This is a genomic window from Sulfitobacter sp. IGS-18, assembly GCF_059628195.1.
In genome coordinates, this window is record NZ_CM184556.1 from 3,427,808 (window position 1) to 3,440,078 (window position 12,271).

Consider the following 12,271-nt stretch of genomic DNA (forward strand, 5'->3'; position numbering starts at 1 on the left):
ATGTCCATACTCCGCATCGACTCCTCCGCAAATACCGCAGATTCCGTGACACGCAAGCTCACCGACCGCATCGTCGCCAAACTGGGTGACAGCGATATCGTCACCCGTGACCTCGCCCTCGAACCGCTGCCCCAGATCACCCACACCTGGGCCGTTGCCCGCGCGACACCGGAAGCCGACCGCGCCCCCGAGCAAGTCGAGGCGCTGAAGGAATCCGACAAGCTGGTCGCCGAACTGCTGGCCGCCGACACCATCGTGATCGGCGCGCCGGTCTACAACTTCGGCGTGCCCGCATCGCTCAAGGCATGGATCGACCTTGTGGCCCGCGTCGGCGTCACCTTCCGCTACACTGAAAATGGCCCCGAAGGGCTGGTCAAGGGCAAGCGCGTCATCATCGCCATGGCCTCTGGCGGTGTGCCGGCAGGGTCGCCCGCCGATTTCGTCACCGAATACCTGAAATTCGTTCTGGGTTTCCTTGGCATGACCGATGTGACCATCGTCGCAGCAGATGCGCTGGCCAAGGATGCCGAAGGCACCATCGCCCGGGCAAATGACCAGGTCGACGGGCTTGCCATCGCCGCCTGAGGCCAAACCAACCGAACAGTAAGAACGCCAGTAACGCCGGGCCGACACCCCCTGTCGGTCCGGCGCAATTTATTGCCACCCGGTCACAGCCAGCCGGAACCACCCGCCGCCCTGCCGCGTTGACAGTCGGGTTCTGCCGCAGCGCACAAAGGGGTGAAGATGAGTGATTGGTTTGCGGGGTCCCAGGATCTTGTCGCATTGGGCCTGCTGGCCTGCGTGTTCATCGCCTTTATCCTCGAAAAATACCCGCCCGACACAACAGCGGTCGTTGGCGCGGCCGTGTTCATCCTCTTGGGTCTGGTCAGCCCGGACGACGTGATGGCCGTCTTCTCGAACTCCGCCCCGATCACGATTGCAGCGATGTTCGTCGTCTCGGGCGCGCTGGTGCGCACCGGGGTGCTGGACGCCATGGCAGGTTTCATCGTCGAACGGGCCAGGACGCGGCCCACCCTCGCATTGGTCACCTTCTTCCTTGCCGCGCTGGTCGCCTCGGCCTTTGTCAACAACACCCCGATCGTGCTGATCCTGATCCCGCTGGTGCTGCGCCTCAGCCATGCGGTGGGCATCGTTTCGACCCGCTTGCTGATCCCCCTGTCCTATGTGTCGATCCTGGGCGGCACCTGCACCATGATCGGCACCTCCACCAACCTTCTGGTGGATGGCGTTGCGCGGCAGAATGGCCTCGACGCCTTTGGCATTTTCGAAATCGCGCCGGTGGGCATCGTTGTGGCCCTCACCGGCCTGATCTTCATGGTGCTGGCCGGTCGGTTCCTGCTGCCCGACCGTGCCGACCAGGGTGCCGTGTCCATGTTGACCGAAACCACCTTCCTGACGGAGGTTGCCATCCTGCCCGACGCGCCGATGATCGGCCAGACGCTTGCCGACACGCCCGAATTCAACCGCACGGCGATCCGCATCACCGGGCTGCGCCGGGGCGGCAACATCCAGCGGTCGGACCTGCCCGAAACGGTACTGGCAAAAGGCGACACGCTGATCCTGTCACTGCCGACGTCGGAACTGCTGACATTGCACGACATTCCGGGGTTGCGCGTGGGTCTGCGGCGCCCGGGCCGCCCCCGCGAGGACGAAGACCCCCTGATCGCGGAAGCCATCGTGCCGCCGGGTCTGGCCCAGGGCCGGACCATGCTGGGGGTCACCGGGCTGGGCGCGGACTATGGCGTGCGCATCCTGGGGGCAAACCGGCACGGGCATATTCCGGGTCCCGACCTGTGGTCGGTCAAGCTGCGCTCGGCGGACAGGCTGCTCTTGCAGGGAACGGCGGCAGGGCTGGATGCGCTGGCGCGCGGCGGCACCATCGTCTCGGTCTCGCGGCCTTCGGGACGCGCATACCGGAGGCGTCAGGCCCCCATCGCCATCGGCGCATTGCTGGCTGTCGTGATCCTCGCCGCCCTCAACCTGGCCAGCATCACGCTGCTGTCGATCCTTGCGGTGGCTTTGATCCTGCTGCTGCGCTGCATCGACAATGATGAGGCCTGGGGGTCGATCGACGCGAGCATCCTGATCCTGATCTTTGCGATGCTGGTGATCGGCACGGGGCTTGAAAACAGCGGTGCCGTCGAAACCATCGTGGGCACCCTGACCCCGCTGCTGGAAACCCTCCCGCCCGTCCTGTTGCTGGCGGCGGTCTATCTGACCGCCTCGGTTCTGACGGAGCTTGTCACCAACAACGCCGTGGCGGTGGTCCTGACTCCCATTGTCATCACCCTTGCACAGCAATTGGGCATCGACCCCCGCGCGCTGGTGGTGGCCGTGATGTTCGGTGCCTCGGCAAGCTTTGCCACGCCGATCGGCTATCAGACCAATACGCTGGTCTATGGTGCCGGAAACTACAACTTCCGCGACTTTCTGCTGATCGGCGTGCCAATGAACCTGATTGTCGGCGGCGCGGCTGTTCTCTCCATCGCTTTCTTCTTCCCGCTCAGCTGAAACGCCGCCATGCTTGACTCCGCCCCGTCCAGCGCCTAAAGCGCTCGCAATCCCCGGAAGCATCGCCTTCCGGTCCCTGCCTTGTGCGGGGATCGCCCTCCACCAGCGTGTTACGCCCGTGGGGGCATTTGTGTATTCACTGCGGCCTCCCTACATCTGGGGTATTCCGCAACCGACGATAAGGGGCTTTGCCCATGTTCGAGAACCTCAGCGAACGCCTCTCCGGCGTCTTCGACCGACTGACCAAACAGGGCGCACTGTCCGAAGAGGATGTGAAAACCGCGCTGCGCGAAGTCCGCGTCGCCCTGCTGGAAGCCGACGTGTCGCTTCCCGTGGCGCGCGATTTCGTCAAGGCGGTGCAGGATCAGGCCACCGGACAGGCCGTCACCAAATCCGTCACCCCCGGCCAGCAGGTCGTCAAGATCGTGCATGACGCGCTGATCGACACCCTCAAGGGCGAAGGCGAGCCCGGCGCGCTCAAGATCGACAACCCGCCCGCCCCGATCCTGATGGTCGGCCTGCAGGGCGGCGGCAAGACCACCACGACCGCCAAGCTGGCAAAACGGCTCAAGGAGCGCGAGGGCAAGAAGGTCCTGATGGCCTCGCTCGACGTGAACCGCCCTGCGGCGATGGAACAGCTTGCCATTCTGGGCGTGCAGATCGGCGTCGATACCCTGCCCATCGTCAAGGGCGAAGACCCGGTCGCCATCGCCAAACGCGCCAAGACGCAGGCGGGGCTGGGCGGCTATGACGTTTACATGCTGGATACTGCCGGCCGTCTGTCCATCGACGAAGAGCTGATGCAACAGGTCGAAGCGGTGCGCAATGTCGCCAACCCGCGCGAAACCCTTCTGGTGGTCGATGGCCTGACCGGTCAGGACGCGGTGCACACCGCCCAGAACTTTGACGACCGTATCGGCATCACCGGCGTTGTCCTGACACGGATGGACGGCGACGGCCGCGGCGGTGCCGCCCTGTCGATGCGCGCCGTCACCGGCAAGCCGATCAAGTTCGTCGGCCTGGGCGAAAAGATGGACGCGCTGGAGACCTTCGAACCCGAGCGGATCGCGGGCCGTATCCTGGGCATGGGCGACATTGTTGCCCTGGTCGAGAAAGCGCAGGAAACCATCGAGGCCGAACAGGCCGAGAAGATGATGAAGCGCATGGCCAAGGGTCAGTTCAACATGAACGACCTGAAGATGCAGCTTGAACAGATGATCAAGATGGGCGGCATGCAGGGCATGATGGGCATGATGCCCGGCATGGGCAAGATGGCCAAACAGGTCGAAGACGCAGGCATGAACGACAAGGTCCTGACCCAGCAGATCGCGCTGATTCAGTCGATGACCAAGAAGGAACGCGCCAACCCCGCGCTGCTGCAGGCCAGCCGCAAGAAACGCATCGCCAAGGGTGCCGGCATGGAGGTCTCCGACCTCAACAAGCTGATGAAGATGCACCGCCAGATGTCCGACATGATGAAGAAGATGGGCAAGATGGGCAAAGGCGGCATGCTCAAACAGGCGATGAAGGGCATGATGGGCAAGGGTGGCGCCGGCATGGACCCCAGCCAGATGGACCCCAAGCAGCTTGAAGCCGCCGCAAAGGCGATGGGCGGCAAGCTGCCCGGCGGTCTGGGCGGCCAGAATCCCTTTGGTGGTGGCGGCATGGGCCTGCCCCCCGGCCTGTCCGGTTTCGGGAAGAAGAAATGACTGCCTTGACGTGTCAAATCCCTGTGATTGAAACCGAACGTCTGGTCCTGCGCGCCCCGCGTCTGTCGGATGTGGACGCCTACGTTGGGTTCAAAACTTCGGATCGGACAGAGTTCACGGGCGGCAAAGCCAGCCGGAAGGATGCGGCACGAAGTTTCTTTGCCATTTCCGGCCAGTGGCTGCTGCGGGGATACGGGCTGTTCATGGCGGCCCGCAAGGATGATCTGGAGACCGCAATCGGCGGCTTTGGCATTTTTCATCCCTTACACCAAGAAGAACCAGAGTTCGGCTGGACGCTCTACGACGCGCAATACGAAGGGCAAGGTTATGTGACCGAGGCCATGCGCAGCATCATTCCATGGGCATGGGACGCGATGGGTGTGGACACGGCGCAGTCTCATATCGACATCGGCAATGAACCGTCCGTCGCCGTAGCGCGCGCACTGGGTGCGACATTCGATCCCGAAACCACGAAAAAGGCCAATGGCCCTGGTGGGGAATTCGACGACGACGGTCCTTTCGTCAATATTTACCGCCACTACAAGGGGGCCCTGCAATGACCGACGCCATCACCCGCGCCGCCGAACTGCTGAAGGGCCACCGTGCCAGCATCGACCGGCTGGACGCCATCCTTGTCTACACTCTGGGCGAGCGGTTCAAACACACACAGGCTGTGGGGAAACTCAAAGCCGAACACGACCTTCCCCCGTCTGATCCTGCGCGCGAAGCCACGCAGATCGCACGGCTTGAAGATTTGGCGAAAGAGGCCGACCTCGACCCCGAATTCGCCAAGAAGTTCCTGAACTTCATCATCGCCGAAGTCATTCGGCACCACCAAATCCACCAATCTGACTCTTAAGGAATACACACAATGGCCATGAAAATTCGTCTCGCCCGCGGCGGTTCCAAGAAACGCCCGTTCTACCGTATCGTAGCCGCCGACAGCCGCATGCCGCGCGACGGCCGCTTCATCGAGAAGCTGGGCACCTATAACCCGCTGCTGCCCAAGGACAGCGAAGACCGCGTGCAGATGGACGTCGAGAAGGTCAAGGAATGGATCGCCAAGGGCGCCCAGCCGACCGACCGCGTCAAGCGCATGCTGGAAGCTGCAGGCGCATTGCCCAAGACCGAGCGTAACAACCCCAAGAAGGGCACACCCGGCAAGAAAGCCGCTGCCCGCGTCGAGGAGAAAGCCGCCAAGGCCGCTGCCGCTGCAGAAGCCGCCGCTGCCCCTGCCGAGGAAGCCCCGGCAGAAGAAACCGCAGCACAAGAATAAGGCGACCTGCCCGGCATGGAACAGTTTTCAGACGAATTCCGTGCCGGGCTTGCCGACCTGATGCGATGGCGGCGCGATGTGCGCCGCTTTCGCCGCGAACCTGTGGAGGCGGCGCTGCTGCAGCGCTGCCTCGATACCTTCGGCCTTGCCCCATCGGTGGGCCTGAGCGAGCCATGGCGCATCTGCCGTGTCACCAGCGACACCGCCCGCGCCCAAGCCATCGCCAATTTCAAGGCCGCCAATGCCAAGGCCCTGCAAGGCTATGACGGCGACAAGGCCGCGCTTTATGCCTCGCTCAAACTCTCCGGCATGGAAGACGCCCCTGAACATCTCGCGATCTACTGCGACGATGCCACCCCCAAGGGATCCGGCCTGGGGGCTGCCAGCATGCCCGAAATGCGCCGCTATTCCGTGGTCAGTGCGATCACGATGATGTGGCTCACCGCCCGCAGCCTTGGCCTGGGCATTGGATGGGTCTCCATCCTTGACCCGGCGCGCCTCAACCGCGATCTTGCAATTCCGGAGGATTGGTCGCTGGTTGCCTACCTGTGCCTGGGCTGGCCCGAGGAAGACAGCCTGACGCCGGAACTGGAAACCAGGGGCTGGGAAACCCGGGCCACCGCCCTTCATATCGAGGACCGCTGATGTTTCGCCTGATCACCATTGTCATCACACTCGCCATCGGTTTCAGCATGGGGGTCAGCTATGACCGCTGGCAGATGCGCAAGGAATGCGCTGCCGGCGAAGGCGGCTGGACCGGCACCATCTGCGTCAATTCGGAGTTGCTTCAATGACCGACATGATCTGCGTCGGCGCCATTGCCGGTGCCTACGGCGTGCGCGGCGAGTTGCGGGTGAAAAGCTATTGCGCGGTGCCGGAAGACATCGAAACCTACAGCCCGCTCTGGTCCGAGGACCGCAGCCGCCAGTTCGCGCTGGCCATCCTGCGCCCGATCAAGAACGGCTTTGCCGCCCGCATCCCGCAGGTCGCCACCAAGGAAGACGCCGACGCCCTGCGCGGCACGGCGCTTTATGCCGACCGGGATCAGCTGCCCAGCCTGCCGGATGATGAATTCTACCATGCCGACCTGATCGGGCTGGATGTCTATGACACCGGCGGCGTCCTGCTGGGCCGGGTCAAGACCGTGCAGAACCACGGGGCGGACGACCTGCTTGAACTGCAACTTGCCGGCAATTCGGCCACCACCTTCCTGCCCTTCACCAAAGCGGCAGTGCCCACGGTGGACCTGGCGGCCCGACGCATCATCGCCGATCCGCCGGAGGGCATCCTGCCCGACGCGCGCGACTGATGCCGCGCCGGATCATAATCCACGCAGGCTTTCACAAGACCGGCACGACCTCAATCCAGGCCACGCTGCGCGAAAACCGGGTGGCGCTGAAGAAACATGTCGCCCTGCGCCTGCGCTGGCACATGAAAGACCTTGTCGCCGCCACCCGGGGCTATTCGACCTGGCGCGACCCGCTGACGCTGATCAAGGTGCAGGATCGTTTCACCAGGCTGATGGAAGACCTGCCCGGCATGCCGCGGCGCACGCTTGTCATCTCTGCCGAAGAGCTTTCCGGCCACCTGCCCGGACGCGGCGCGCTGGAGGATTATTCCGCCGCGCCGATCCTGCTCTATGCTTTCTGGGAGATCGCCCGCGCGCGATACCCGGAGGCCGAGATCATGATCTATCTGTCCACCCGCGCGCCCGAACCCTGGCTGGCCTCTGCCTATGCCGAGCACGTCAAGGCCTCCAACATGACCCTGGATTTCGACGATTTCGCCGCGCGCTACCGGGGTGCATCAGACCTTGACGGCATGGTCGCAGAGGTCGCCAGCCGCGTGCCTGTGCCGGTACATCACCGCGCGCTGGAAAGCTGTACCGATCTGCCGCTTGGTCCCGCCGACCCGCTGCTGGACCTTTGCGACATACCGCTGAGCCTGCGTGCAGAGCTGACAGCCGTGCCGCCGGCAAATACCCGGCTGGGCGAAGACGTTCTGCAGGCCATGTTGCAGGCCAACCGCACCCATGAAAGCGCCGCGGCACGCAATGCCGCCAAGGCCCATATCCTGAAAGAGGCGCAGCCACGATGAAACCGCCCCGGTCCCACGGCCGCCAATCCGTCCGCGCCACGCTGAAGCCGCGCGAGCTGATGCAGGAAGCGCCCGACTATGCCGATGTCTGGCAGGCAAGGATCATCACCCTGTTCCCCGAGCTTTTCCCCGGGGTGCTGGGGGCCAGCCTGACCGGCAAGGCATTGAACGACGGGCTGTGGCAATTGCACACCCATGACCTGCGGACATATGGCATCGGCAAGCACCGGAATGTGGATGACACCCCGGCGGGCGGCGGTGCGGGAATGGTGCTGCGCGCCGATGTCGTGGGCCCCGCGATTGAAGAGGCGCAATCACACGCACGGGGGCGCTGGCCGATCCTTTACATGTCGCCGCGCGGCCGGCCCTTTACCCAATCCATGGCCCGCGATCTGGCCAGCTGCGCCGGTGTCACCATGCTCTGTGGCCGGTTTGAAGGCGTGGATGAGCGTGTGCTGGAACATTACAACGTGACCGAAGTGTCACTTGGCGATTTCGTGATGACCGGGGGCGAACTGGCCGCACAGGCGATGATCGACGCCACCGTGCGCCTGCTGCCTGGTGTGCTTGGCAATGCGGAAAGCACGGTCGAGGAAAGCCATTCAAGCGGGTTGCTGGAACACCCGCAATACACCCGCCCCGCCACCTGGGAAGGCCATGACATTCCCCCCGTGCTGATGTCGGGCAATCACGGCGAAATCGCGAAATGGCGTCAGGCGCAGTCACAGGAACTGACCCAGACGCGCCGCCCGGACCTTTGGGCGCGCTACAAGAAACCCTAGGACCCGGCCCTAGAAGTCCGCGTTGACGCCGGGCAATTTCAGCGCCTTGATCAGGTCGCGCAGCTCCTGCCGCGCCGCAACGTTGGATATGTTCAACTGCTTGACCCCGATGTCCTTGAGATCCAGCAAGGTCAGACCGCGCGGGAACAACTCCCGGAAGATCACCCGCTCGTTGAAGCCGGGGGCCACGCGGAACCCGATGCGCTTGGCCAGGTTGGCCACCGCGCGTTCCATCTTTTCCTTGTTGACCATGCGCTGCGCGCCCAGACGGTTGCGCACCACAACCCAGTCGATCGGGGCCAGCCCGGCCTGCGCGCGCAACTGCCGCGCATTCCAGACCATTTCGGAATAGACCGACGGCCCGGTGATCTTGTCGCCGCTGGCATCGGTATGGGCCAGCAGGTCAAAGTCGATGAAACTGTCGTTCAGCGGCGTGATCAGCGTATCGGCCAGCGAATGGGCCACCTGGCTGAGGCGCGTGTGCGAACCGGGACAATCGATCAGGATGAAATCACTGTCCGGCTCCATCGCCGCGACCGCCGCGCTCAGCCGGTGGTCATACATGTTTTCGCCGGGCCGCAACGCCCCGGCTTCGATCACGGGCAGCTCATGCAGGATCGGGCTGGGCAGCTCAAGCTCGGCCTGTTTGAGGAACGCAATCCGGTTCTCGACATAGCGGCCAAATGTCCGCTGCCGCAGGTCGAGGTCCAGCCCGCTGACCTTGTGCCCCATCCGGACCAGTGCGGTGGCCACATGCATCGACACGGTTGATTTGCCCGCGCCGCCCTTCTCGTTTCCGACAACGATGATATGCGCCATGCCTGTCCCCTTGCATCCGCGGTTTCTGTGCGGTTTGCCTTCTTTGGCACACTATATGTTGTGGATCGACCTGTGAAAAGCAGGGAGAGGCGCAAAGCTGGCAAAAATGACAGTGTGCGGGGTGGTTGTGGGGTCTTAGCTCGAAGCCTCGCGGCTATCCCCCGCGCGGAATCAAGGCCGCAGGCCGCCGCGCATCGCCGGGCCGCCCCACGGCACGGCGATTTGGTTGCTGTTGCGCGTGACGGATAGGTGGGAGGTGCTTGGCTGCCATAAAGTGGCATGCACGACGGTCGGATCGCCGCACCACGGCCCGACGATGCGCGGCTTCGCACTCCATTTCAAACGGCAGCTTCGTCCCGCTCACCGGACCTTGCCCCACACCGCATCCAAGGGCAGGTGTGGGTTACATACACTCACGCATAACGTCTGCGCCGGAACACTCCTGGGCAGTTATTCCGTTTCATCTGATGTGGATCGTGGGAAGGCCGTAAAAAAGGCGGCGCCGCCAGATCGGAGTGTGAGACAGGATTTTATCCCTGCATGTCTGAACCGTTCAGATATGACGCGGCCTGCGCGCCTCTGGTCCTATGGGATGCCGGTCGGGTTGATGGCCCGCACCGGCGGGTGTTGCAACGGGGCCAAGGATGCCGCCGACGGGTTAATGTCGCGTGAGCCGGGCGCGCGGTGCATCCCCCGCCAAAACGAAAAAGGGCGCGGCCATCGCTGGCCACGCCCTTCGTCATAACTGCTGGCAGGCTTAGAAGCCCAGACCGGCGTATTTGTTCTTGAACTTCGACACGCGGCCACCGGTGTCCATCAGACGGCTGGTGCCGCCGGTCCATGCCGGGTGGACGGAAGGGTCGATGTCCAGCGACAGCTGGTCGCCTTCCTTGCCCCATGTCGATTTCATTTCCACAACGGTGCCGTCGGTCATCTTGACGTTGATCGTGTGGTATTCGGGATGTGTATCGGCTTTCATGACCGCTCTCCTTACGCTTCGGCGCCAGATTTGGGCTTGTAATGCGCGTTCTCGACGATCCGCGCGGATTTGCCACGACGGGCGCGCAGATAGTAGAGTTTTGCGCGACGCACGCGACCGCGGCGCACCACGGTGATGCTGTCGATGTTGGTGGAATGCAGCGGGAACACACGTTCGACGCCTTCACCAAAGCTGATCTTGCGCACGGTGAAGGACCCGGCGATGCCGTGGCCGTTGTTACGTGCAATGCAGACGCCTTCGTAGTTCTGGACACGGGTGCGCGTGCCTTCGGTAACCTTGAAGCCGACGCGGATGGTGTCACCGGCGCGGAAATCGGGGATTTCCTTGCCCAGTTCGGCGATTTGTTCCGCCTCTAGTTGTGCGATCAGGTCCATTGACCATTCTCCTAAATGTGCTCGTGGTATGCCACGAAGTTGATTGTCCGATCCAAGAGCTTCGGTCTGTCTGTCGGGTCTGCACCGTGATCCCTTCAAGGGGGTGGCCCACCGGAGGTAACATCGTCTTTCCTTGTCGCTTGCGCATAACGCAAAGCACCGGAGCCGCAGAAACGCGATTCCGGATGGGCGGGGTATAGGGGGGATGACCGCAGGGATCAAGGGGGATGGTCAGCCATCAGGCCCCCTTTCGACGGCCGGACAATCTGCCCTGTTCAGAGGCCCTGCGCGCTTGGCCGGGGTCAGGACCCTGCCGAAGGCGCCCTGCGCCGCCGCGCCAGCACGACAAGGTTCGACAGGAAAAGCGCACCGACCACGATGCCGCCGCCCAGCAATGCATAGCCCCCAGGGTCCTCGCCGATAAAGAACCAGGCCAGCAGCGGTGCAAACACCGATTCCAGCAGGACAAGAAGCCCCACCTCCGCCGAGGTGATGTAGCGCGGACCCAGCGCCAAAAGCACCGAACTGCACAGGATGAACCCCACATGCATTGCCACCAGCGGCGCCTGCTCCGGCTGTATCGCGCCGGGCTGCGCCCAGGGCAGGATCACCAGCGCGCCCAGCATGTAACCCAGCGCCACGCCGGGCACCATCGACACCTGCCGGACCAGCCGCACCGCGGTCAGCCCGGCAGCGAAGACCGCCGAAACCGCCAGCGCCAGCAGGTCGCCTGCCAGCGATGCATTCGCCGTCTCGCCCGAGCCATAGGCGATTACCGCAAGTCCCGGCAGCACCGCCGCCATGGTCAGATACATGCGAAGGCTCAGCCGTTCGCCCAGTGCGACGCGGCTGAACAGGGCCGCAAAAACCGGCAGCGAGGCGATGATGAAAACAACATTGGCAACCGAGGTGAGGCTGACCGCGATCACGAACATGACACCGCTTGCGCCAATGGCGATCACATAGATCAGCCCGGGCCATCCGGTCCGCCAGAACGCGCGGAACGGCGCTGCCCCCTGCCAGACAAGCAGGGCTGCAAAGATCAGCAGACCCACCAGCAAGGCACGCCAGAAGGCGACAGTCAGCGCCGGGGCGTCTATCAGGCGCACGAACAGGGAATCCGGCACGACGCACAGCACGCCGAACAACGTGATGAGCAGGCCCTTGAGTTGATCATTCATGCCGCATCGGTGGCAAATTTTCCGGGCCGGGTAAAGTACCGAGCAGAAGACGATACCGCGTGCAGATTCGCCAGCTGCGCCGGCAAGACCGGCAAAAACCGGCGATGGCGCCACATTCGAGACATTTTTTCTGATGTTCCCCGGCCGCCCCCTCAGCGGCGGCGAAGGCCGAACCAACGCCCGATCCCGCGCAGGCGATTGTCAGAACTGCGCTGGCAGACTTGCCTCTGGGCGACAGCCAGACCGCCTGAAACGACGCTTTCCCAATGCCGCTGCTGCCAAAGAACGCCGGAGCGACCCGATCGGAACATCCTTGCAATCGGCCAGCGCGCGCAATGCTTTCAGATCAGCAACCCGATTGTACATGTCACGCGCCCGCAGCCGCGGGACGGAAGGCCCGATGGGCTTGACCTTACGGGGGGGAGTGCGTGACACTCTGCTGGCACCCTGCGGGGTTTGACATAAAACATGCAGGTCAACTGTATCACCCGGTGTCCGAAC

Annotated in this window: 15 protein-coding genes; 11 read left to right on the forward strand and 4 right to left on the reverse strand. The window is 63.5% G+C overall.

All coding sequences use genetic code 11. The features are described from left to right. The 11 genes from ACWNZ3_RS16645 (at position 1) to trmD (ending at position 8,396) form a co-directional block, all read left to right on the forward strand. On the forward strand, positions 1 to 585 hold the full coding sequence (locus ACWNZ3_RS16645; RefSeq protein ID WP_269367300.1) for an FMN-dependent NADH-azoreductase: 585 nt from the start codon (positions 1 to 3) through the stop codon (positions 583 to 585). A gap of 159 nt (positions 586 to 744) precedes the next feature. Next, positions 745 to 2,532 carry an SLC13 family permease gene (locus ACWNZ3_RS16650; protein WP_269367299.1) on the forward strand — a complete coding sequence of 596 codons (1,788 nt, stop codon included), beginning with the start codon at positions 745 to 747 and terminating at the stop codon, positions 2,530 to 2,532. Positions 2,533 to 2,726: 194 nt separating this feature from the next. Beyond that, entirely contained in the window at positions 2,727 to 4,241 is a 1,515-nt protein-coding gene (gene ffh, locus ACWNZ3_RS16655; RefSeq protein ID WP_269367298.1) for a signal recognition particle protein, read from the forward strand. Further along, positions 4,238 to 4,801 (forward strand): GNAT family N-acetyltransferase, encoded by a 564-nt coding sequence (locus ACWNZ3_RS16660; protein ID WP_496900618.1) that lies wholly within the window; start codon positions 4,238 to 4,240, stop codon positions 4,799 to 4,801. The genes ffh and ACWNZ3_RS16660 overlap by 4 nt, the downstream gene beginning before the upstream one ends. Further along, complete coding sequence (locus ACWNZ3_RS16665; protein WP_114273698.1) at positions 4,798 to 5,100, forward strand: chorismate mutase; 303 nt, start codon at positions 4,798 to 4,800, stop codon at positions 5,098 to 5,100. Before ACWNZ3_RS16660 ends, ACWNZ3_RS16665 begins: the two co-directional genes overlap by 4 nt. A 12-nt stretch (positions 5,101 to 5,112) precedes the next feature. Further along, on the forward strand, positions 5,113 to 5,517 hold the full coding sequence (gene rpsP, locus ACWNZ3_RS16670; protein WP_269367296.1) for a 30S ribosomal protein S16: 405 nt from the start codon (positions 5,113 to 5,115) through the stop codon (positions 5,515 to 5,517). 15 nt (positions 5,518 to 5,532) lie between these two features. Beyond that, complete coding sequence (bluB, locus tag ACWNZ3_RS16675; RefSeq protein ID WP_274576032.1) at positions 5,533 to 6,162, forward strand: 5,6-dimethylbenzimidazole synthase; 630 nt, start codon at positions 5,533 to 5,535, stop codon at positions 6,160 to 6,162. Continuing rightward, positions 6,162 to 6,311 carry a hypothetical protein gene (locus ACWNZ3_RS16680; protein ID WP_205388142.1) on the forward strand — a complete coding sequence of 50 codons (150 nt, stop codon included), beginning with the start codon at positions 6,162 to 6,164 and terminating at the stop codon, positions 6,309 to 6,311. Before bluB ends, ACWNZ3_RS16680 begins: the two co-directional genes overlap by 1 nt. Next, entirely contained in the window at positions 6,308 to 6,826 is a 519-nt protein-coding gene (rimM, locus tag ACWNZ3_RS16685; protein WP_269367294.1) for a ribosome maturation factor RimM, read from the forward strand. The genes ACWNZ3_RS16680 and rimM overlap by 4 nt, the downstream gene beginning before the upstream one ends. Further along, positions 6,826 to 7,614 (forward strand): sulfotransferase family protein, encoded by a 789-nt coding sequence (locus tag ACWNZ3_RS16690; protein ID WP_496900619.1) that lies wholly within the window; start codon positions 6,826 to 6,828, stop codon positions 7,612 to 7,614. The genes rimM and ACWNZ3_RS16690 overlap by 1 nt, the downstream gene beginning before the upstream one ends. Beyond that, on the forward strand, positions 7,611 to 8,396 hold the full coding sequence (trmD, locus tag ACWNZ3_RS16695) for a tRNA (guanosine(37)-N1)-methyltransferase TrmD (RefSeq protein ID WP_269367292.1): 786 nt from the start codon (positions 7,611 to 7,613) through the stop codon (positions 8,394 to 8,396). The genes ACWNZ3_RS16690 and trmD overlap by 4 nt, the downstream gene beginning before the upstream one ends. Positions 8,397 to 8,405: 9 nt before the next feature. Here the strand turns inward: trmD and ACWNZ3_RS16700 are convergent, their stop codons facing one another. From ACWNZ3_RS16700 to ACWNZ3_RS16715, 4 genes are all read right to left on the reverse strand, one after another. Further along, positions 8,406 to 9,215, reverse strand: coding sequence for a division plane positioning ATPase MipZ (locus ACWNZ3_RS16700; RefSeq protein ID WP_269367291.1), 810 nt, complete (start codon positions 9,213 to 9,215; stop codon positions 8,406 to 8,408). A 757-nt stretch (positions 9,216 to 9,972) separates the two neighbouring features. Beyond that, positions 9,973 to 10,194: a 50S ribosomal protein L31 gene (rpmE, locus tag ACWNZ3_RS16705; RefSeq protein WP_114273707.1), complete on the reverse strand. Its 222-nt coding sequence runs from the start codon at positions 10,192 to 10,194 to the stop codon at positions 9,973 to 9,975. Positions 10,195 to 10,205: 11 nt separating this feature from the next. Beyond that, complete coding sequence (rplS, locus tag ACWNZ3_RS16710) at positions 10,206 to 10,589, reverse strand: 50S ribosomal protein L19 (protein ID WP_067288140.1); 384 nt, start codon at positions 10,587 to 10,589, stop codon at positions 10,206 to 10,208. A 302-nt stretch (positions 10,590 to 10,891) separates the two neighbouring features. Beyond that, complete coding sequence (locus tag ACWNZ3_RS16715) at positions 10,892 to 11,770, reverse strand: DMT family transporter (protein ID WP_496900620.1); 879 nt, start codon at positions 11,768 to 11,770, stop codon at positions 10,892 to 10,894. Between the last annotated feature and the right edge of the window lie 501 nt (positions 11,771 to 12,271).